The following is a 21,190-nucleotide window of genomic DNA, read 5'->3' as shown; positions in this document are numbered from 1 at the left end:
AGAAGCGCTTTACCCGCGCTTACGGAGTTCCCTCGGCCAGAGAAGACGTGGGAGGACCAACCTTATAAAGGGCGTCATAAAACGGACAAGTGGCCGGTAGGTTGGCGAAATCTCCACTGGCTTCCGATGGACCCCCTCACCGGGGCGCCGGTGCGCCCGGAGCTGAGGTGTCGGCCCGGACGGAGGCCCCGACGGCGGTGGGGGCGTCCCCGGTGACGAGGGGCGCGGTGCCGGGGGCGGCGCGGAACCGACCCGGTGCATCCCGCGGTGCTGGGAGCGGCGGCTGAACGGCGGGGCCGACGCGCCGTCGGACCCGCTCGCGGACGACCTGACGTTGAATCCGCCAGAGGACGGCCTGCCGCCGGACCCGCCCGTGGACGGCCTGCCGCCGGACCCGCTCGTGGACGGCCTGGTGTCGGGTCGTGTGGAGGGCCTGGAGAAGGACTCCTCGACCAGTCCTCCGGCCGCCACCCTGGCGAGCATCATCAGGGCACGTCCCGCGTCGAGCCGGGCGTTCGGGTCGATCGTGAGGAGGCCGCGCAGCACCGGCGTCAGCGGTCCGGCCCGCTCCATGGGGATCGGCTCGCCACTGGTCAGCGCGGCGAGCGCGGCGGCGGCCGTACGGCGCCCGTGCAGGCCCCGGCCCTCGACGGCGGTGTAGAGGGTCGCGCCGAGCGACCACAGGTCGCCGGCCGGGCTGGCCTTGGCGCCCAGCACGCGCTCGGGGGCGATGTATCCGGCCGAGCCCAGCACGATGCCCGCCTGGGTGATCGACACGTCTCCTTCGAGCGCGGCCAGGCCGAAGTCGGTGAGCACGGCTCGGTCGTCGGTCACCAGGACGTTGCTCGGCTTCACGTCGCGGTGGAGGATCCCCTTGGCGTGCACGGCGCGCAGCGCTCCCAGGACCTGCCTGCCGATCTCCGCCACCTGGCGGGGCGGCAGCGGGCCGTGGTCCTGGAGGAGCTGCTCCAGCGACCTGGCGCGGAGCAGCTCCATCACGATCCAGGGGCGCTCGTCCTCGGTGACGACGTCGAAGACCGTGATGACGGAGGGGTGGGCGACCATCGCGGTCGCGCGCCCCTCGCGCTCGGTCCTGGCGCACAGCTCGGCGCGGAGCTCCTCGTCGAGGATCACGGGAAGGCGAACCTCTTTGACGGCCACCTCGCGGTTGAGCAACTCGTCGTGTGCACGCCAAACAGTGCCCATGCCGCCGCGCCCAACCGGTTCGGACAACCGGTAGCGCGCTGCGAGAAGGTATCCGGGCGGCGCACGCATGTGGTGCAGCTTACCGATTTGCGTAATGCGACCAGTAGAGACAGGCCCGAATCTTCTTGCCAACTTGAGTCAGATTTTCAGGCTTGTAACTGTTAGGAAACAATGGGTGACATCTGCTGGATTGGTCGGACTTCACGGCTTCTCTCCGTAGTCGGACCGCACGTTGCGGTGAGGGGGGTGTCCTCGTCGGGAGTGGTGGCCGACAGAGCGATGGTCCCGCCAATGACGGTTGCGGCCGTCGTTCCCGAGGTGTCGCGCACACCGCCGCACGGCGCTCCGACGTCGAACTCGTCGACCTCGGGCGCCTGTACGGCGGGTCCTGACCCTCGGCGTCTCGCCAGGGGGTGTGGTCAGCGGCGGCCGATGGTGAGGACGGGGCCGGTCGAGTCGGCGAAGAAGTCTTCGCCCTTGTCGTCAACGACGATGAAGGCGGGGAAGTCCTCGACCTCGATCTTCCAGACGGCCTCCATGCCCAGCTCGGGGTATTCGAGGACCTCCACCTTCTTGATGCAGTCCTGGGCGAGGCGGGCGGCGGGGCCGCCGATGGAGCCGAGGTAGAAGCCGCCGTGGGCCTTGCACGCGTCGGTGACCTGCTTGGAGCGGTTGCCCTTGGCGAGCATGACCTTGGAGCCCCCGGCCGCCTGGAAGCGTTCGACGTAGGAGTCCATGCGCCCGGCGGTGGTGGGGCCGAAGGAGCCCGAGGCGTACCCCTCGGGGGTCTTGGCAGGGCCGGCGTAGTAGACCGCGTGGTTCTTGAGGTACTCGGGCATCTCGCCGCCCGCGTCCAGAAGCTCGTCGATCTTGGCGTGGGCGATGTCGCGGGCGACCACGAGCGGTCCGGTCAGTGACAGGCGGGTCTTGACGGGGTATCTGGTCAGCTCGGCGAGGATCTCCGCCATCGGGCGGTTGAGGTCGATCTTGACGACGTCTTCGGAGAGGTGGTCGTCGGTGGTCTCCGGCAGGAACCTCGCCGGGTCGGTCTCCAGCCGCTCCAGGAAGACCCCCTCGGGGGTGATCTTCGCCAGGGCCTGGCGGTCGGCGCTGCAGGAGACCGCGATGGCCACGGGGCAGGAGGCGCCGTGGCGGGGGAGGCGGATGACGCGGACGTCGTGGCAGAAGTACTTGCCGCCGAACTGCGCGCCGATGCCGAGCTTCTGGGTGAGCTCGAAGACCTTGGCCTCCAGTTCGGTGTCGCGGAAGCCGTGACCCGAGGGGGAGCCGGAGGTGGGGATGGAGTCCAGGTAGCGGGCGCTGGCGTACTTGGCGGTCTTCAGGGCGAACTCGGCGGACGTGCCGCCGACGACGATCGCCAGGTGGTACGGCGGGCAGGCGGCGGTCCCGAGCGAGCGGATCTTCTCCTCCAGGAACTGGAGCATCCGCTTCTCGTTGAGCACCGCCTTCGTCTCCTGGTACATGAAGGACTTGTTGGCGCTGCCGCCGCCCTTGGCCATGAAGAGCAGCTTGTACTCGTCGGGGTGGCCGCCCGGGTCCTCGGCGTAGAGCTCGATCTGCGCGGGGAGGTTGGAGCCGGTGTTCTTCTCCTCCCACATGGTGAGGGGGGCCATCTGGGAGTAGCGCAGGTTCAGGCGGGTGTAGGCGTCGTACACCCCGCGGGAGATGTGCTCGGCGTCGGCGCCGTCGGTGAGCACGTGGCGCCCGCGCTTGCCCATCACGATCGCGGTGCCGGTGTCCTGGCACATCGGGAGCACGCCGCCCGCCGAGATCGAGGCGTTCTTCAGCAGGTCGAGGGCGACGAAGCGGTCGTTCCCGCTCGACTCGGGGTCCTCGATGATCTTGCGGAGCTGGGCGAGGTGGGACGACCGCAGGTAGTGGGAGATGTCGTGGATCGCGTTCTCGGTGAGAAGCCTCAGTGCCTCGGGCTCGACCTCGAGGAACCTGCGTCCCGCGGCTTCGACGACCCGCACCCCCTCGGTGGTGATCAGACGGTATTCCGTCTCGTCCGGTCCCAGGGGAAGCAGGTCGGTGTAGTCGAACTCGGGCATCGTCGTCGATCCTCCGTGCGGGCGCCGTTTTCCCTAGAGGGTACGGCCTCGTGTTTCGCGCTCGGCCCCCGCGGTCGGGTTGCGCACGGTCAGCCGGACATATGAGATGAAAGACACATATTTGCGGCAAGTGTTGATGACTTATGCGTCTTTTATGGCTATTTGTCCGAAATGAAGAGGAGGCTGGAAGGAGCCGGACCGAGCGTCCGGCGGAAGCGGGGAGATGGACAATGACCATAGGAAACACAGTCATGCTGGTGATCGTGGCCCTCTTCGTGATGGTCGGTCTCACCGTGTCACTGATAGCGATCACGCTGACGAGCATCAAGGAGACCGGCGGACGCATTCCGCAGTGGCCGGTGAGCTGGCCGGAACCTCCGCTCACCCTCTCCCAGCAGAAGCCAGACACCGCCTCCGGGCCGGCGAGCCTGCCCTCGCAGCGGGTGACGACCCTGCCCCTGCGGCAGGTCGGCGAGTCCGCGCGGCAGGTCAGCCTGCCCCAACAGGTCGAGATTCCCCGGCAGCGGGTCGCCCCGTCCCGGCCGGCCGACGTACCCCCGCAGCGGGTGAGCCCGCTGAGCTGAGGCCGATGACGATGCCGGCGACGACGAGCGCGGCGCCGAGCAGGTCGGGTGCCGAGGGTGCGCCGAGGCCGAGGATCGCGCCGGTGGCGATGGCGCCGACCGGGATCAGCCCGGCGAACAGTCCCGCGGTCGCCGGGCCGAGCCGGGGCAGGGCGTCGTACCAGAGGAAGAACGCCACGCTCGTCACGATCAGCGACTGGTAGCCCAGACCCGCGAGTTCGGGCGCCGTCGGCACCCGGATCATCGCGGCGCCGTCCACGAGCAGCCCGGCGACCACCAGCATCGGCACGGCCAGCGTCACCGAGTACGCCGAGACGCGCACCGCTCCCAGCTTCGGCAGCAGCGGGATGGCGAGCAGGGAGAAGCAGACCTCGCAGCCCAGCGCGCCCAGCGACCAGAGCAGCCCGGTCAGGTCGCCGCTGCCGAGCCCGGTCGCCACCGTCGCCCCGGCGACGACCACCGCCGCCGCCCCGACGAGCCGGGGCGAGGGGCGCCCGCCGAGCAGGGCGAGCGCGAGCGGTACGGTGCCGAGGACGGTCCCGACCAGGGCCGGACCGCCGTGCCGGGTGGCCTCGATCACGCACACGTTGAAGATCACCAAACCGGTGAGGGACAACGCCGCCAGCAGCGCCGTCTCGCGGGGGGTGAGGCGGACGAACCGCAGCCCCGCGAGCCGGGCGACGGTGAGCAGGATCATGGCCGCGAGCAGGTAGCGCAGGGCCTGGCCGCCGTAGACGGGGTACTCCCCGATCACTCCTGAGACCCCTGCCAGGGTGCCCACCAGGAACATCGCCGTCGCGGCCTCGACCGGGCCGCGCCGTCCCCGCCGGGCGGCGGTACTGACATCCACGTTCATGTGCGGAATGCTAGGAAGTCAATGGCACTCTTGTCGGGTCCAATCCAGCGGTGAAACAGAGGACCAATTGGCCGACCTGCACATCGTCGTCGACAGGGCGGCGGGCGGTGTCGCCGCCCAGATCGCCCGCGAACTCCGCGAGGCGGTGCGGCGCGGGCGGCTGGCGGCCGGGGCGAGGCTGCCCGCCAGCCGCGAGCTGGCGAGGGATCTCGGGCTCTCTCGCGGCGTGGTGGTCGAGGCGTACGAGCAGCTCGTCGCCGAGGGTTTCCTGATCTCCAGGATCGGGGCGGGAACCACCGTGGCACCCGCCGCGAGCCGTCCCGCGCCCCTCGACGGTCCCTCCCCGACGCCGCCGGCCCGGCCGCGCGCGAAGGCACGCACCGCCCGCGGGGAGGAGAGCGGTCGCGGGCCGTACCGCGGGCGCCGTTCCACCGCGCCCGACCTGGGGGCGTTCCCCAGACAGCGGTGGCTGGCCTCGATGAGGAGGACGCTCGCCACGCTGCCCGCGGAGGCCCTGAACTACGGCGACCTGGGCGGTGTCCCGACGCTGCGCGAGGAACTGGCCGCCTATCTCGGGAGGGTGAGGGCGGCCGACGTGAGCCCGGACAACCTGGTGATCGTGAGCGGGGTGGCCCAGGGGATGAGCCTCACCGTCCAGGCGCTCGCGGGCAGGCTCCCCCAAGCCCGGTCCCCCCACGACCTCGGCTGGTTCGTCCGGGGGGCCGCGAACCCCGTGCCGTCCCCCGGCCGGATTCGGCTCGCGGTCGAGGATCCGGCGGGCGCGCGCCAGCTCCCTCTGCTGCACGCCGCCGGCGCCGACCTGGTCGCCGTCCCGGTGGACGGCGAGGGCGTCGACGTCGGGGCACTGGCCGCGACCGGGGCGCGGGCGGTGCTGCTCACCCCCGCGCACCAGTACCCGACGGGGGTCGTGCTCTCGCCCCGCCGCCGCGCCGAGCTGATCGAGTGGGCCGTCGCGACCGGCGCGGCGATCCTGGAGGACGACTACGACGCGGAGTTCCGCTTCGACCGCGACCCGGTGGGCTGCCTGCAGGGGCTGGCCGCCGACCGGGTGATCCTGATCGGGAGCGTCAGCAAGTCCCTCGCCCCCGGCCTCCGCCTGGGCTGGGTGGCGGCCCCGCCCGAGATCGCCGGATCGCTGCGACTGGCCCGTGGCGAGCTGGACCTGGGATCGCCCGTCCTGGAGCAGTACGTCCTGGCCGACTTCATCACGACCGGCGGCTACGACCGGCACCTGAGAAGGATGCGCCGGGAGTACCGCGCCCGCCGCGACGCCTTCACGCTCGCCCTCGGCGAGCACCTTCCCGAGATCACCGTGCGGGGTGTCTCCGCCGGGCTCCACCTGCTCGCCGAGCTGCCGCGTGACTGGAACGAGGCGGTGGTGGCGGAGACGGCCCAGGAGTGCGGGCTGGCGGCCGAGCCGGTGGGTCCGATGCGATACGCCCCGGGTCCGCCCGCACTGGTGATGGGCTTCGCCCGGCTGCCCGTCCACCGCGCCGACGCGATGGTCGGTGCCCTCGCGGACGCCCTGCGCCGCTGAGTCACCTCGTGATCCGTGTCCTCGTGGGAATCCGGTCGTCGGTGACACCGAGGTCGGCGGTCACGATCCGTGTCCTCGCGGGCATCCGCCGAGCCGTCTCGCGATCCGCGTCCCCGCGGATGCCCCGCGCCGCTGAGTCGCCCCACGATCAGGCCTTCCACCTGTGGATACGCCTTCCGGTGGACGTCGCGTACGGTCCGATGGATCGTCCTTATGTCCTGACAAATTCTTGACGGCTTCCCAGTCCTCGCCTAGAACTGGGGATCAACCGCTTTCTTCCCCGAAAGGCACAATGCGTGTTGAACCATCGGGAATCCGCAGGATTAGCGCGTTTCCCGGCGTGGTCCGGGGGGAAGCGGAGAGTCACCGCACTGTCGAGGACACCCTCGCGGCGCCCTGCCTCGCCGAGGCCGCGGGACTCTCCCGGCGCGAGGGGCGTGCGGTGCGCGTCACGGAGGTGATTATGTGAGAAGAGGCGATCCTGTGAGAGAGTCCGGCTCCGCCGCCGAAGGAGCCCCGGTGAGAACGGCCGGCGCACCCATCTCCTGGGGGGCCTGCGAGGGCCCGGGCTGGGGGCGGCAGCCGGATCGTTCTCAGGTGCTCGCCGAGATGAGAGAGCTCGGCCTGACGGCCACCGAACTCGGCCCCGCCGGGTTCCTGCCGCCCTCGCCGACGCACTGCCGCTCCCTGCTCGCGGAGTACGGGCTGCGCGCGGTGGGCGGGTTCGTCCCCGTCGTCCTGCACGAGGCCGACCACGACCCGCTCCCGATCGTCCGGGCCGCGATGCGCGCCTTCATGGACGGCGAGGTGGACGTGCTCGTGCTCGCCGCCTCCACCGGTGGCGAGAGCCGCGACCCCAGGCCGGAGCTGGACGCCACCGCCTGGAAGACCCTCACCGGCAACCTGCGCCGGATCCTCAAGAACGCCAAGGAGTTCGGCAGGACCGTCACCCTGCACCCGCACATCGGAAGCGTGGTGGAGAACCGTGAGGAGGTCCAGCGGGTGCTCGACGACAGCTCGATGCCGCTGTGCCTGGACACCGGCCATCTCCTCGCGGGCGGCACCGACCCCGCCGAACTGGTCTCCCACGCCGCGGAACGGATCGCGCACGTCCACCTCAAAGACGTGGACGCCGCGATGGCCGAGCGGGTCAGGGCGGGCGAGCTGACCCACACCCGGGCCGTGAGAAACGGCCTCTACCGCCCGCTGGGCGGGGGCGACGTGGACCTCCCCGCCGTCGTCGGCGGCCTGACGGCGGCCGGGTACGGCGGCTGGTACGTCCTGGAACAGAACATCGTGCTGGAGCCCGCCAAAAACGGTTCGGACGGTCCCGGTGGCCCCGGGGAGCCCGGCGGTTCCGCCGCGCCCAGGGAGAACGTCCGCGAGAGCCTGGCGTACCTGAGGAAGCTCACCGGCGACGGGAGCGGCCGACCGGGCTGACGACGAGATCCGGGCGAGCCTCGCGCGGCCGGAGGCGACGGCGAGCCGCCCGGCCGGACCGGTTGATCACCAGGACCGGAGTCACGGCCGTTCGGCGGGCTCCTGCGGGGCTCTCCCGGGGCCACGGTCGTCCGAGGGTTCCAGATCGGGTTGGAAGCCCCTGGCGAGGAACACGATCAGGGCCACCAGGACGGCCGCCGGTACGAACGCCACCCGGACGCTCACCAGGTCGTTGAGCGTTCCGACCACGGCGGCACCGACGAGGAAGCCGACGTAGTTGAACATGTTGACCCGCGCGATCGCGGTCTCCGCCCCGGCGCCCAGCCGCCCCGCGGCCGAGAACGACTGCGGGGCGATGACGGACAGGCCGACGCCGATCAGGCCGAACGACACGACGGCCACCGCGACGCCGGGCGCGACGACGACTCCGAGCGTGCCGACGGCCGCGATCACCGCGCCCACGCGGACCACCGGCGCCGGTCCGTACCTCCGTACGGCGAGGTCGCCGGGGACCCGCACCAGCAGCATGGTCGCCTGGTAGACGAGGTAGGCGAACGGCACCAGCCAGCCGCTCGCCGTCAGCGCCTTCTCCATGTAGACCGTGCTGTAGTTGGACACCGCCGCGTCACCGACGTACAGGAACGCCATCGCCAGGCAGAGCGGGATGATCGGCCGCCACGGCACCCGGGCCGTCACGTGCGCGGCCCGCTCACCGGACCTCTCCTCCTGCCGCCCGTAGAGCCGGGGGAGCATGACGATCGAGATCGCCGCGCCGATCAGCACGGGGACGGAGAAGGACCAGCCCAGCTCGACGCCGAGCGCGCTGAAGGCGGAGTTGAACCCCGCGCCCAGCATCGAGCCGATGCTCCACACCGCGTGGAAACCGGTCAGCACGCTCATGCCGTACCGGCGCTCGACCGCGACCGCCTGCATGTTCATCGCCGCGTCCACCGCGCCGACGAACAGGCCGAACGCGGCGCTGAGGGCGTACAGCCCGGCGAGCTGCTCGTTCCAGCCCGTCAGGACCACGGTGGCGCAGACGCCGACCTGGGCGATCCGCAAAACCGGGGCGCTGCCGTACCGGCTCGCGAGGAGACCCGCGACCGCGCTGCCGACCCCGGCGATCACCGGTACGAGCAGCAGGACCAGGGTGAGGTCGCCGTCGCTGAGCCCGAACTTGTGCTGGAGGTCGATCACATGGGTGAGCAGGGTGGCGAAGCAGAGCCCCTGGACGAAGAACGCCGCCCAGGTCGCCACGCGCGCCTGCCTGTCACGTGGGGTCGGCATGACGACCTCCGGGGAACATGAGGGGGATTCAAGTTTCCGTCAGGGTATGGGCGAGGTACCCGGCGGTCAATGGCCGATGATCTACCGGTTTTCGCCGGTCCGTCGCGCCGGATGTTCCGGCTCACGGGCATGCCGGCGCACTCGCACCGCTGCCGGAGCCTCCACAGGGATTATGGTCGAAGGGTGGAGAGTCCCCGTCCCCCCGCCGTCCGTCATACCGGTCCCCAGCCGCGTCCCGCCGACCTGAGAGCCGGAGACGTCGACCGCGAGAGAGTGGCCGCCGTGCTGGCCGACGCGCTCGCCGACGGGCGTCTCGACCACGCGGAGTACGACGAGCGCACCGAGACCCTCTACCGCGCCCGCACGCTGGGAGAGCTCTCCGCGCTCACCGCCGACCTGCTCCCGCCCGAGGCGCAGCCGCTGCGCACCGACGTCCGCCCGGTGGCGGCGTTCTTCGGCTCCGAGGAGCGTTCCGGCCGATGGGTGGTGCCGACCCGGTTCACGGCCACCGCCATCTGCGCGAACGTCAAGCTCGACCTGTGTGACGCGCTGCTGCAGTCCAGCCACGTGACCCTGCACGTCACCGTGATGGGCGGCACCCTCACCCTGATCGTCCCCGAGGGCGTGCGGATCGAGATGCCCGCCTCGTCGTACATGGGGGGCAAGAAGAACCAGGTTCCAGCCTCACCCGACGGGCCGGTCATCGAGATCACCGGCGTCGTCACGCTGGGGAGCATCGTGGCGAAGTCTCCCAAGCGTCCCCGCCGCTCCTGGTTCCGCCGCTGACACCGTTCCCGGATCAGCCGCCGACGCGGTTTTCCTGGTCTTTCGTGGCCTTTTGCCGGCCGCGATCGCTCTTCCGCCGCGCCCTCTTCACCGGGAGCCCTCCGCCGAGGGGCGCCCCACTGAGGGCGCTCCTCGGCCGAAGGGGAATCCCGGCTCCGGCGCCCGGTTCTCAGCTGGCGCTGTCGAAGTTGATCGCGCTGTAGGCCCGCAGCTTCCAGAGCTGGTGCTCGCTCTCGATCTTCCGTATCGTCCCCGAACGACCGCGCATCACCAGGGAGCTGGTGATGGCCCTCCCCGCGCGGTAGCGGACGCCCTGCATCAGCTCGCCGTCGGTGATCCCGGTGGCCGCGAAGAACACGTCGTCGGACCTGACCAGGTCGTCGGTGCTCAGCGTGGCGTCGAGGTCGAGGCCCGCGTCCAGCGCCCGGCGGCGCTCGGCGTCGTCCTGCGGCCAGAGCCTGCCCTGGATGACACCGCCGAGGCACTTGAGCGCGCACGCGGCGATGATGCCCTCCGGGGTGCCGCCGATGCCGAGCATCAGGTCGACGCCCGTGCCGACCCTGGCCGCCATGATCGCACCGGCCACGTCACCGTCGGTGATGAGCCTGATCCGGGCCCCGGCCTCCCGGATCTCCTGGATGATCTTTTCGTGGCGGGGCCGGTCGAGGACGACCACGGTCACGTCCGAGGGCACGCCGCCCTTGGCGCGGGCCACCGCGGCGATGTTGTCCGCCACCGGCGCGTTGATGTCGACCGACGAGGCGGCCTCGGGGCCGGTGACCAGCTTGTCCATGTAGAAGACGGCCGAGGGGTCGTACATCGAGCCGCGCTCGCTGACCGCGATCACCGAGATGCCGTTGGGCATGCCGAGCGCGGTGAGCCGGGTGCCGTCGATCGGGTCCACGGCCACGTCGCACGCCGCGCCACTGCCGTCACCCACCTGCTCGCCGTTGTAGAGCATCGGCGCGTTGTCCTTCTCACCTTCGCCGATCACCACCACACCGCTCATGGACACCGTGTTGATCAACTGGCGCATCGCGTTCACCGCGGCGCCGTCGGCGCCGTTCTTGTCGCCTCGCCCGACCCAGCGGGCACCGGCCATCGCGGCCGCCTCCGTGACCCGGACCAGTTCCAAGGCGAGGTTGCGATCGGGTGCGTGTTCTCCCGTGGCGAGGGCGTCGGGAACGGACGTCTCATCGGACATGGTGGGAAACCCCTCTCGTGTCAATGCAACGATCGTAGTTGGCCCCCCTCTGACCGGTCGGCGGAGGATAATGTGCCCACCATGAGCAGCGACACGGAACGGCTGGTGAAAGGCGTGGGTGCGCGGACATCCGAGCGGGGTGCCGCCACGCGCGTCGCGCTCCTGTCCGCCGCGAGGGAGATCTTCGTCACAAGCGGTTTCGCCGAGACCGGGGTCACCGACGTCGTCGCCCGCGCGGGAGCGAGTGTCGGAAGTCTTTACCATCATTTTTCCGGTAAAGCCGATCTTTATCTCACGCTCTTCGAGGAGTTCCAGACTCGTCAGACCCAGCGGACCAAGCAGGCGGTCCAGGACGCCAGGGCGGAGGGCGAGAGCGACCCGATGCGGCTGTTCATCGCCGGGGCCCGCGCCTACCTGGAGGGTTGCCTGGCCGAACGGGAGGTCTCCGCGCTCTTCCTGCGCGGCGACGGGCCGCCCGGGTTCGAGGTGATCATGCGCGACCGGCTCCGGCAGTGGGCCAAGCGCAACGCCGCCCTGTTCGAGGGCGACGAGGGGGCGTTGGTCGTCGTCCTCACCGGCGCGCTCGCCGCCGCCGTCTCCGAAGTCGCCCTCTCCGACGACGAGGACGCCTCCCGGGCACTCGTCGAAGACGTGCTGACCATCATCGCCCGGATCCACCGCCCCTGAGGACCGACCACCCACCCGAACGGATAGTGTCGACAGTCGTGCGAAAGTTCACCCAGGGCTTCTACGGCTACGTGTTCGCGATGGCGGTCTGTCTGGCCGCCGTCGGCCTGTTCCTGCTGGTCACGCCGCAAAGCAGGACCGAGCACATCCCCAGGGTCGACTACTCGATCGCCCTCGCCGACCTGCGCCGTACGGCGCCCTTCCTGGTGTGGGCACCCGAGCCCGTCGCCGCCGGATGGGTCCCGAACAGCTCCAGGAACACGAACGCGAACGGCGTCACGACCTGGAGGCTCGGCTTCGCCACCGCGAAGCGCTTCCACGCGATGCTCGCCCAGAGCGACGAGAAGCCCGAGGCCGAGTTCGCCAACCGGCTCTCCAACACCTCCACGGTCACCGGCACCGTCCAGATCAACGGCGTCACCTGGGAACAGCGCGTCCGCGAGGACAAGAACCAGCGCTCCCTCGTACGGTTCCTGCCGGACGTCACGATCGTCGTCACCGGCACCGCCCCGTGGGACGAGCTGTCCACCCTGGCCGGGTCCCTCAAACAACTGCCGAAGAACACCTCCTAGAGAGCCGGTCACGTGATCGTCAGGTGACCGGCACCGGCCCTTGGTCGATCATGTGCGTGATCATCGTCACGCACATGACCTGTGTGATTCCTGAAAGGGCGAGGGGACGGTTCTCCGGCAGACCGGTCTGTCGGAGAACGGTTGGGCCGCGGTCGCTTCCGGGCTTCGGTCCAGCTCCCTCCTCAGGGCCCTCGCGTGATCGCGAGAACCCTAACCGCCGCTGATCGCTTTGTCGGACCGCAGTGTCTGAGTGCGGGTGGTCAGGAACGTGCGCAGCTTCTGTGCCTCGGTGTCGGCCTTGGCGGTGTCGGCGTTCTCGTTCAGCTTGTAGGACGTGACGAGATCGTCGAGCAGGCCGGATGCGGTGCCGTTGCCGAGCAGTTCGGTGTACAGAGCGCGATACTGGTCCTGGTAGATCTTCTTGAAGGCGGCGTTCTTGAGGAACTTCTCCTTCAGAGGATGGCCCAAGCGCATCATGCCGCCGCCTTCTGGACCTTGCGGACGCTCCGGCCGGCCATTCTGGGGTGGGGTGGCACTCTGGTTCGGCTGGCCTTGCTGGGGGCGTCCTCGGCCGCCCATCGAGATCGTGTCGTTCACACCACTCTTGGCGTTACCGTTGAAGGCGAAGTTGAGGTCCCAGGTGATGACTTTGAACTTCTTGGTGTCCAGGTCGTACCACAGGTAGTAGTTGCGTCCGGGCCCAGCCATGTCGTCGAAGTTGACCATGAGGTTCTGCAGGACCAGATAACGGGCGAACGACTCCACGTCCAAACGCTCGCCCAGGTCTGAGGCGAATTCGGGGTCGGAGGCCTCGTTCACCCATTTGACCAGATCGATGACCGGCTGCAGATCCTGGACGCCGACCTTGTCGATCTGCTTGAAGTCGTTGGTGTACCCGGTCTGGTCCTCGCCCTTGTAAGTGAAGGAGCCGCTGGCCAACGACTTGTACAGCACACCGTCGCCGAGGTTTTCCGCATAGCCCTCGTCGAGGTATTCCACGATCAGGCGCGGTGTCGAGGTGCGGCCGTTAACGGTGAAGGCGCTGTGGATGGAACGCTGGGTAGGCTCACCGGAGGCACCGACCAGTGCGATGCCCAGTGCCTCGTTCAGCATCGTCGTCGAGCCCATCGCGGCCGGCCGTACCGCCACCTGGTTGTGCCCCTGGTAGCGGCGGCCCTCCACAAACTCGTCGAAGCTGATCAGCCACGGCAGGTTCTCAGGCTCCTCGCCCTTCAAAGACGCGCCGAACCCGCCACCTCTGGGCTGGTCGCCATTCGGCTCACCGCCTTCGGGTGGTTGGAACCCCTCGGGTGGTTGGAACCCCTCTGGCATACCTCCGCGTCGTTGCCCGCCGCCAGGCATGCTCCGTTGCTTGGATTGTCCCTTCCAGGTCAGCCCGGCCAGAGTGGAGTTGCCCTTGAGCCGAATGCCCACGCTGGGGATGCGGGTGCCGTCGATGGTCAGATCGGCTTCGACATACTTCTTGTCGCCGTCCTTGAAGTACTCGTTCAGCATGTCCTCATAGGCCGCGTCGGTGAAGGTGATCTTCACCTCGTGCGCCACGGAGGTGTCGAAGAGCTCCTTGGTGCCGGTCACGTTCGTGATGACGGTCTCAGCCTTGGCGCTCTGGGAGACGGTGACGTACGGGCGGATCATCCCGCTGCCGAGCACACCCCAGCACAGGGCCAGGAACGCCGCGCACAGCGCGACCAGCTTCCAGTTGTGCCGGAGTTTGACCGGGATGCGATGTTTGAACTGCGCCATGGTGTCGCCTTACAGGTCGCTCTGGTCGTACCCGGTCAAGACAGTGACCGACTGGCCGTGGTTGCGCTCGCGCAGCGCGGCCATCACATCGGCGGGCTCGCTGCCCTTTTTGATCTTCACGGTGTACATCAGCTCTGTCAGCGCGCCACCTCGGATCGACTCCATGCTGACCAGTTCGAACTCCTCGGTGTGCCGGATGAGCACATCCTGGATGACCGCGGTGTAGTCCTCATCCGTGGGAACCTGCACCTTGACCACCTGCCGCCGTACGTTGAGCTGGAACCAGTTGAACCGGTGCATGACCATGATGATCAGCGAGATCGCCACGGCGGCGACGATGGCCAGCAGGTAGAAGCGGGTACCGACGGCCATCCCGATGCCCATGACGAGGAAGATGAACCCGACGTCACGCGTCTCCTTGATGGCGTTACGGAACCGCACCACCGAGAGCGCGCCGACCAGGGCGAAGGCGCGGGCGATGTTCGAGCCGACGACCAGCATGATCAGCGAGATCAGCATGCCCAGGATGACCAGCGTCTGCACGTAGGACTGGCTGTAGGACACGTTGCGGTGCGTGGCCCGGTAAACCCAGCCGATCATCGCGCTGAGCACGAACGACAGCGACATCGCGATCGCGATGTCGGCCACGCTGAACGTGCCGGACAGGTCCTGGAACGAGAAGTCCATGGGGAGTCATGCCTCCGAGAGAACGGTCGGCTGATGGCGGCCGAGATCGAGATCGTGGTCGGGAATGTGAAAGACCGAGCGGGGAGCGAGCCCATGCGCCTCCACGCTCTGGCAGTACTTGGAGACCCGGACCACCTGCAGGTTCCGTTTGGCGGTCAGGTCGGTCAGCCAGTACGGCACGCGCTCGTTGGCCTTGACCTCGACGATGGACATGTGAGCGGGGACGATGAGCCTGTTCTCGGCGTCGGCGCCCAGGTGGAAGTCGCGGTCACGGCCCCGGATGCGGTTGTCGAAGGTGACGCGCAGGCCTACGTCGGCGTCGCGGCCCACGTAGGCGTGCCGGGTGTAACCGGTCATCGCGACAGCCCGCAGGTCCAGACGCAAGGAGAGGTCGAGCACCTCCTGCAGGAACGCACGCTGGGATGGCTCGTGCTCGACCATCTGCCGGCCGTCACACAGGCGCAGCGCGTCCCTGTAGGGCAGGCTCACCCGGCGCTTCTGCGTGACCCGGTTGACTCGCTGCTTGATCTCGACGAACACCGGAGTGTCGTCCCGCAGGGTGAACCGGTCGCCGTAGTGGCGCACCCGCAGCTTCCTGCGGAACTTCAGCCCCTCGATCTTCTCCCAGTAAAAGCGCAACTGCCGGGTGTCGTAGTAGACGCTCCAGATGCCGTACCCCTCCTGGCCGCTGTGACGGTCGCGATCCAGTCGCTGCTCGATCTCTTTCCTGAGCGTGACCGCCTCCGAGGCCGCCACGAGGTACTTGATCTCGTACCGGTTGAAGGCGTGCAGCTTGCTCGGTGCCCGCAGCCGGTGACCCTGATCACCGGCTGGGTCATCGGCTGGTTCGGTGCCGGATGTGCTTCGATCGCTGTCGCGAGCCACGGAGATGGCTGGTTTGCGGAATCTTGCCAGCATGTTTCTCCTTTCGTCAGCGCACATCTGACAGCACCAAGCTGGGAACAATGTGTGAACCGCATCCGACGAGAAGGTGAACTGCCTGTGGACGTTCAGCTGTCCTGGGGCTGCTCCAGCGGGAGAAGCACGCGGAAGGTGGTGCCGCGGCCAGGTGTGCTGGTCACCTCGATCCGGCCGTCGTGCGCCTGCACGAGCGCGGCGGTTATGGCCAGGCCCAGCCCGGTCCCGCCGCTGTCACGGGAGCGGTCCGGATCGGCACGGTAGAAGCGGTCGAACAGGTATGGCAGATGCTCGGGATCGATGCCCTGCCCCTCGTCTCGCACTTCGAGTAGTGCGGCTCCGCGGTGGGGGGCGGGTCCGGTACCGGCGTGCACGACACCGGGGGTGAGGACCCCGGTAACCGCTCGTGGAGCGACGGTGAGGCTGATCTCGGTGCCGGAAGAGGTGTGCTGGATGGCGTTGCCGACCAGATTGGCGATGACCTGATGCAGGCGGCGCTCGTCGCCGCGCACGAAGACCGGCCCGTCGGAGATGATCAGTCGGATCGGCCGTTCGAGATCGCGGGCGCGAGCGGCGTGCACCACGTCTCCGGCCAGCACGTGCAGGTCCACGACGCTGGGCTCCAGCGCGGGCTCCTGGTCCAGCCTGGCCAGCAGCAGCATGTCCTCCACCAGGACGCCCATGCGCTCGGCCTCGGCCTCGATTCTGCGCAGCAGCCGCTCGGCCGCCGGATCCCTGGCGTCCTGGCCGTGATGGTAAAGCTCGGCGAAGCCCCTGATGGAGGTGAGCGGGGTGCGCAGTTCATGGGAGGCGTCGGCGACGAAGTGCCGCAGTCGCCGTTCGGAGCGCTCGGACTCGTGTAGCGCGGTGGCCAGGCGCTCCAGCATGGTGTTCAGCGCGCCACCGAGACGGCCTGTCTCGGTGTCGGGGTCGGTGTCGCCGACCCTGCGGTCGATGTCTCCGCCTGCGATGGCCTCTGCGGTCTGTTCCATGCGGGTCAGCGGGCGCAGGCCCAGCCGTACCACGGCGAAGGCGAGCGTGCCGAGCAGCAGTAGCACCAGGCTACCCGCCGCCGCCTCGATGACCAGGATCTGGTGCACGGTCGCCTGGTTGGGCTCCAGCGACATCGACACGGTCAGCCTGGTGCCGTCGGGCAGGCTCCTCACCAGCACCCGCCACTGACCCGTCTCCGTGGCGGGCACGGTGATGGGGCCTCGCGGGATGGTGGATATCGCCGCTTTGGGGATGATCGGTCCGTCACCGTTCTCGGCGGGAAGACTGCGCAGCAGGGTCCCGGAAGGGTGGTAAAAGGCGATCTTGAACTGGGTGGGGATCTGAACGGACTGCCCCCCATCCACCGATGGCGGAGGCGGAGGCGGGAGCGGACGCCGGCCGAAGACGATGACCGTCTCGGTCAGCTGGGCGTCCACCTTGGACAGCAACGAACGCTCCAGTAGCAGCACACTCGCGGTGGCGAACGTCGCCAGCCCGACCGCGCACAGACCGAGCAGCGCGGCCAGCAGCCGATGTCGCAGGGGCCAGGCCCGTCTCACGAGAACCTCTGCAACCGGTAGCCGACGCCACGCAACGTGTGGATCAGTGGCGGGCCGTCAGCGTCGATCTTCCGCCGCAGGTAACTGATGTAGGACTCCACGATCCTGCTCTCGCCGTCGAAGGCGTGGTCCCACACACGGTCGAGGATCTGCGCCTTGCTGACCACCCGCTCGGCGTTGATCATCAGGTAGCGCAGCAGGCTGAACTCCGTCGGCGACAGGTGGATCGCCCGCCCCGCCCGCCGTACGGTGTGGGCCTGCTCGTCGAGTTCCAGGTCGGCGTAGTGCAGCACGCCGTCGTCGGCCTGCTCCTGTGCGGGCCGCATCCTGCGCATGATCGCCCGCAGCCGCAGGAGCACCTCTTCCAGGCTGAAAGGCTTGGTCACATAGTCGTCACCACCGGCGGTCAGCCCTGCGATCCGGTCGGACACCGCGTCCTTGGCGGTCAGAAAGAGCAGCATGGGGCTGTCACCGGTTTCGTGGAGCCTGCGCGCGACTGTGAACCCATCCAGGCCGGGCATCATCACGTCCAGCACGACGATGTCGGGCCGCTCTCGGGCCACCGCCTCCAGCGCCCGGCGGCCATCCGCCGCGGTCCGCACGGAGAAGCCGTTCAGTTCCAGGGCCTCGGACAGCAACTCGCGAATGTTCGGCTCGTCGTCGACGACCAGCACCTTCGCGCCGGAGTGTTCGTTCACGGCATCGTTCTACCTACCCTTTATGAGAAAAAGGTAGAAGGGTCAGGTTGAGCAGAGACGGCTCCGTCCAGTGAGGCTGTTCATCGCCGGGGCCCGCACCTGTCTGGAGGGCTGCCTGGCCGAGCGGGAGGTCTCCGCGCTCTTCCTGCGCGGCGACGGGCCGCCCGGGTTCGAGGTGATCATGCGCGACCGGCTCCGGCAGCGGGCCAAGCGCAACACCGCCCTGTTCGAGGGCGACGAGGGGGCACTGGTCGATGTCATCGAGAGTCGTGGGCGACGACGCCTCACTCGACGAGGTCGCCCCGCTCACCGGCACGATCCCACGCGTGTTCGAACCCGCCCGTCAGGACGGGACGTTTGGGAAGAACCCCGTCGCCTGAGGAACGGCCCGTCATGCGGCGGCGCAGCCAGGGGGTGAGGTGTGTCGCCGCCCAGCGGAGATCGGCGAGCGGCGCCGATCGGCTTCCAGGCAGGCCGGCGGGGGGAGGAGCGGCGGTGCGGCCGAGCGTGGCCAGGACATGGTCGGCGACCCGGCGGTGGCCCAGCGGGTTGAGGTGCAGGCGGTCCTCGCTCCACAGTTCGTGACCGTCGAACGCCCGGTCGCCGAACAGGTCGACCAGGTAGGTCCCGCGTCGCCCGGCCACCTCCATGACCAGGTCGTTCATCGCGATGATGCGGGGTCGCAGCACTCGGGGCAGGGGGAGTCGCACGCTCATGTCGGGAAACCGGAAGAGCACCACGTCCGCGCCCGACGCGCGCAGACGGCCGACCACCCGGTCGAAGCGGTCGTGCATCGCGGCCGCGTCGAAACCACGCCGCAGCGCGTCGTTGCCGCCCGCCGCGACGCTGATGAGCGACGGGTTCATCGCCACCGCCGCCTCCACCTGCTCCGCGGCGACCTCGTCGAACCTGCGCCCCCGAATGGCCAGGTTCGCGTAGCCGAAGCCGGGCGAGCTGAGATCCGCCGCCACGAGATCCGCCCATCCCCGGAACGTGCCGTCGGGAAGCGGGTCACCGACCCCCTCGGTGAAACTGTCGCCGATCGCGACGAAGCTCCTCACGGGATTCACCCGAGATCCTCAGGGGTGACAGCGGCGACGACCTTGCCCAACGCGCCGCCCGCTCGCCGGTCGAGTACGAGAATGTCCATGTGGCTTACCTTAGAAGCGGGAGCGGCCCTGTCCCAGCGCCAAAAACGGCCAAATTGATCAGGCCACTCTAGATGAACGCCGCCGGAACCATTCGTCCCCACTCGTCCAACATCGGCCGCTCGCCGAAGGGGACTCAGAAGGGCGTCTCCCCGGCCGGGTCGGGTTGCCGACGCTGGGCCATCGCGGCCGCGAGCCTCACCCGAGCCCCCTGGAGCCACTCCTCGCAGATCGCGGCCAGCTTCTCGCCGCGCTCCCAGAGCTCGATCGACTGTTCCAGGGTGAGCCCGCCCGCCTCAAGACTGCGGACCACCTCGGTCAGCTCCTCGCGCGCCTGCTCGTACGACGGTCTCTTCTCATCGGCCACGGACCCACCTTAGATCGTTGCGCCCATCCGGTGACGCCGTGCCGTGCCGGGAGTCACCGTCGGTTCGCGAGGGCTGATCGGCGTCGGCGGGCTCCCCTCCCGCTTCGCCGGTGCCGTACGGCTGGAAGAATGCCGAGGTGAACGTTCGTGACGCGACGGTCGGCGACATTCCCGAGCTGGTGCGCCTCCGGGAGATCCTGGCCGACCGGATGGCGATGGACGGCCACCTCCCCATCGAGGAGGAGTGGCAGGGCGCCTACGCCGAGAGCCTCCGGGAGCGGCTGGGCAGCTCCGACACCGCCGTCTACGTGGTGGACTCCCCCGGCCACGGGCTGGCGGCCTGCGGGATCGGCCTCATCTTCGACCGCTTTCCCGGCCCCAGCCTTCCCGACGGCCGCTACGGCTACGTCCAGGGCATGACCACCGACCCCCGCCACCGGCGCAGGGGGCACGGCCGGGCGATCATGGGAGCCCTCCTGGAGTGGTACCGCGACAGCGGAGTCCGCAGGGTCGACCTGCACGCGACCTCCGACGCCGAGCCCCTCTACCGGCAGCTCGGCTTCGTCGACGACGGCTACCCCTCGCTCACCTGGCGGGATCGCTCCTGACCCGCACCCGGTCGTCGGGGAAGCGCACCGTGAGCTCGTCACCGGGGGAGACCTCGCTCGCGAGCCGTACGACCTCGCCCGAGGGGCGCTGCACGATCGCGTAACCGCGTTCCAGCGTGGCGGCGGGAGACAGCGAGACCAGGCGGGCGCGCAGGTGCTCCAGCGAATCGGAGGCACGGTCCAGGGAGGCGGTGAGGGACCGCCTCGCCCGGTCCCTGAGCTGCTCGGCCTGCTCGGCCCTACGTTCGACCTCGCGCACCGGGTCGGCGAGAGAGGGGCGGGAGCGGGCCGCCGCGAGCCAGGCCGTCTCGCGGTCGAGCCAGCCGCCCGCCACCCTGCGGCCCCGGTCGCGGAGCTGGCGGATCAGTGTCATCTGCTCGCCGACGTCCGGCACGACCTTCTTCGCCGCGTCCGTCGGGGTGGACGCGCGCACGTCGGCGACCAGGTCGAGCAGCGGATTGTCCTGCTCGTGGCCGATCGCGCTCACCACGGGCGTACGGCAGGCCGCCACCGCGCGCACAAGAGCCTCGTCGGAGAAGGGCAGCAGGTCCTCCATCGACCCGCCGCCCCGCGCGACCACGATGACGTCGACCTCGGCGTCGGCGTCGAACTTGCGCAGCGCCTCGACGACCTCACCGACCGCGTACGGCCCCTGCACGGCCACCGGCTCGACCTTGAACCGCACGGCGGGCCAGCGGCGCCGAGAGTTTTCCAGCACGTCGCGCTCGGCGGCCGAATCGCGACCGCAGATCAGCCCGACCGTGCCCGGCAGGAACGGCAGCCGCCGCTTCCTGTCGACGCCGAAAAGCCCCTCCGAGGCGAGCAGTCGGCGCAGCCGCTCAAGCCGCGCCAGCAGCTCGCCCACCCCGACCGGCCGCATCTCCAGCGCGGTGAACGCGAACGAGCCCTTGTTGACCCAGAAATCGGGCTTCAGGTGGGCCACGATCCTCGCGCCGTCGACCGGCCGGGGGACGGTCGCCTCGTAGACACCGCGCGGGCAGGTGATCCGGGCCGACACGTTGGCCACCGGGTCGCGCAACGTCAGGAACACCGTGCCGCCGCGGGCGGTCAGCTCGGTGATCTGCCCCTCGACCCAGACGGTGCCGAGCTTGCCGATCCAGCCGCCGACCATCTGCAACACCGTGCGAACCGGTAGGGGCTGCTCAGGGGTGGTGTTCGAGCTCATGGCCGGGAG

Annotated in this window: 20 protein-coding genes; 7 read left to right on the top strand and 13 right to left on the bottom strand. The window is 69.4% G+C overall.

Annotation, left to right across the window (positions count from 1 at the left end):
- Positions 1–9: 9 nt before the first annotated feature.
- Positions 10–1,275, bottom strand: a complete 1,266-nt coding sequence (locus ACIBH4_RS05285; RefSeq protein ID WP_362764061.1) for a serine/threonine-protein kinase — start codon at positions 1,273–1,275, stop codon at positions 10–12.
- Between the two features lie 350 nt (positions 1,276–1,625).
- Positions 1,626–3,278: a fumarate hydratase gene (locus ACIBH4_RS05280; RefSeq protein ID WP_362509560.1), complete on the bottom strand. Its 1,653-nt coding sequence runs from the start codon at positions 3,276–3,278 to the stop codon at positions 1,626–1,628.
- A gap of 230 nt (positions 3,279–3,508) precedes the next feature.
- On the opposite strand from ACIBH4_RS05280, the gene ACIBH4_RS05275 reads away from it, so the two are divergent.
- Entirely contained in the window at positions 3,509–3,862 is a 354-nt protein-coding gene (locus ACIBH4_RS05275; RefSeq protein ID WP_362509563.1) for a hypothetical protein, read from the top strand.
- Here the strand turns inward: ACIBH4_RS05275 and ACIBH4_RS05270 are convergent.
- Positions 3,768–4,718 (bottom strand): DMT family transporter, encoded by a 951-nt coding sequence (locus tag ACIBH4_RS05270; protein ID WP_362509566.1) that lies wholly within the window; start codon positions 4,716–4,718, stop codon positions 3,768–3,770. The two genes, ACIBH4_RS05275 and ACIBH4_RS05270, sit on opposite strands and share 95 nt — an antisense overlap.
- A 67-nt stretch (positions 4,719–4,785) precedes the next feature.
- Here ACIBH4_RS05270 and ACIBH4_RS05265 point away from each other — a divergent pair, with 67 nt between their 5' ends.
- Both ACIBH4_RS05265 and ACIBH4_RS05260 read left to right on the top strand, forming a co-directional pair.
- Positions 4,786–6,276, top strand: coding sequence for a PLP-dependent aminotransferase family protein (locus ACIBH4_RS05265; RefSeq protein WP_362509569.1), 1,491 nt, complete (start codon positions 4,786–4,788; stop codon positions 6,274–6,276).
- Between the two features lie 519 nt (positions 6,277–6,795).
- Positions 6,796–7,716 (top strand): TIM barrel protein, encoded by a 921-nt coding sequence (locus tag ACIBH4_RS05260; RefSeq protein WP_362509572.1) that lies wholly within the window; start codon positions 6,796–6,798, stop codon positions 7,714–7,716.
- Positions 7,717–7,797: 81 nt separating this feature from the next.
- Here the strand turns inward: ACIBH4_RS05260 and ACIBH4_RS05255 are convergent, their stop codons facing one another.
- Positions 7,798–9,003, bottom strand: coding sequence for an MFS transporter (locus ACIBH4_RS05255; protein ID WP_362509574.1), 1,206 nt, complete (start codon positions 9,001–9,003; stop codon positions 7,798–7,800).
- A gap of 183 nt (positions 9,004–9,186) precedes the next feature.
- Between ACIBH4_RS05255 and ACIBH4_RS05250 the strand changes: the two genes are divergently transcribed.
- A complete protein-coding gene (locus ACIBH4_RS05250; RefSeq protein ID WP_362509577.1) occupies positions 9,187–9,789 on the top strand; it encodes a DUF1707 domain-containing protein in 603 nt (200 codons plus the stop codon).
- Between the two features lie 169 nt (positions 9,790–9,958).
- On the opposite strand, the gene glpX is transcribed toward ACIBH4_RS05250, so the two are convergent.
- Positions 9,959–10,993, bottom strand: a complete 1,035-nt coding sequence (gene glpX / locus ACIBH4_RS05245) for a class II fructose-bisphosphatase (protein ID WP_350947970.1) — start codon at positions 10,991–10,993, stop codon at positions 9,959–9,961.
- Between the two features lie 81 nt (positions 10,994–11,074).
- Between glpX and ACIBH4_RS05240 the strand changes: the two genes are divergently transcribed.
- The gene (locus ACIBH4_RS05240; protein WP_362509580.1) at positions 11,075–11,680 is read left to right on the top strand and encodes a TetR/AcrR family transcriptional regulator; all 606 of its coding nucleotides are present in this window, start codon (positions 11,075–11,077) and stop codon (positions 11,678–11,680) included.
- Between the two features lie 38 nt (positions 11,681–11,718).
- Complete coding sequence (locus tag ACIBH4_RS05235; protein ID WP_362509583.1) at positions 11,719–12,252, top strand: DUF4245 domain-containing protein; 534 nt, start codon at positions 11,719–11,721, stop codon at positions 12,250–12,252.
- A gap of 210 nt (positions 12,253–12,462) precedes the next feature.
- Here the strand turns inward: ACIBH4_RS05235 and ACIBH4_RS05230 are convergent, their stop codons facing one another.
- The 7 genes from ACIBH4_RS05230 to ACIBH4_RS05200 form a co-directional block, all read right to left on the bottom strand.
- The gene (locus tag ACIBH4_RS05230; RefSeq protein ID WP_362764064.1) at positions 12,463–14,016 is read right to left on the bottom strand and encodes a CotH kinase family protein; all 1,554 of its coding nucleotides are present in this window, start codon (positions 14,014–14,016) and stop codon (positions 12,463–12,465) included.
- Between the two features lie 9 nt (positions 14,017–14,025).
- A complete protein-coding gene (locus tag ACIBH4_RS05225) occupies positions 14,026–14,703 on the bottom strand; it encodes a DUF4956 domain-containing protein (protein WP_362509589.1) in 678 nt (225 codons plus the stop codon).
- A gap of 6 nt (positions 14,704–14,709) precedes the next feature.
- Complete coding sequence (locus tag ACIBH4_RS05220; protein WP_362764067.1) at positions 14,710–15,621, bottom strand: polyphosphate polymerase domain-containing protein; 912 nt, start codon at positions 15,619–15,621, stop codon at positions 14,710–14,712.
- 92 nt (positions 15,622–15,713) lie between these two features.
- A complete protein-coding gene (locus ACIBH4_RS05215; RefSeq protein WP_362764070.1) occupies positions 15,714–17,174 on the bottom strand; it encodes an ATP-binding protein in 1,461 nt (486 codons plus the stop codon).
- Positions 17,171–17,872 (bottom strand): response regulator transcription factor, encoded by a 702-nt coding sequence (locus tag ACIBH4_RS05210; RefSeq protein ID WP_362509598.1) that lies wholly within the window; start codon positions 17,870–17,872, stop codon positions 17,171–17,173. The genes ACIBH4_RS05215 and ACIBH4_RS05210 overlap by 4 nt, the downstream gene beginning before the upstream one ends.
- 284 nt (positions 17,873–18,156) lie before the next feature.
- Positions 18,157–18,942, bottom strand: a complete 786-nt coding sequence (locus ACIBH4_RS05205) for an SGNH/GDSL hydrolase family protein (RefSeq protein ID WP_362764072.1) — start codon at positions 18,940–18,942, stop codon at positions 18,157–18,159.
- Between the two features lie 214 nt (positions 18,943–19,156).
- Positions 19,157–19,387, bottom strand: coding sequence for an exodeoxyribonuclease VII small subunit (locus ACIBH4_RS05200; protein WP_350947962.1), 231 nt, complete (start codon positions 19,385–19,387; stop codon positions 19,157–19,159).
- Positions 19,388–19,524: 137 nt separating this feature from the next.
- Here ACIBH4_RS05200 and ACIBH4_RS05195 point away from each other — a divergent pair, with 137 nt between their 5' ends.
- Positions 19,525–19,995: a GNAT family N-acetyltransferase gene (locus tag ACIBH4_RS05195; RefSeq protein ID WP_362509605.1), complete on the top strand. Its 471-nt coding sequence runs from the start codon at positions 19,525–19,527 to the stop codon at positions 19,993–19,995.
- Here ACIBH4_RS05195 and xseA read toward each other — a convergent pair.
- A complete protein-coding gene (xseA, locus tag ACIBH4_RS05190; RefSeq protein WP_350947960.1) occupies positions 19,973–21,181 on the bottom strand; it encodes an exodeoxyribonuclease VII large subunit in 1,209 nt (402 codons plus the stop codon). The two genes, ACIBH4_RS05195 and xseA, sit on opposite strands and share 23 nt — an antisense overlap.
- Positions 21,182–21,190 lie beyond the last annotated feature (9 nt).

The sequence above is a fragment of the Streptosporangium sp. NPDC050284 genome, assembly GCF_044459525.1.
Taxonomy (GTDB): Bacteria; Actinomycetota; Actinomycetes; order Streptosporangiales; family Streptosporangiaceae; genus Streptosporangium.
This window is presented reverse-complemented; position numbering and strand designations above follow the sequence as displayed.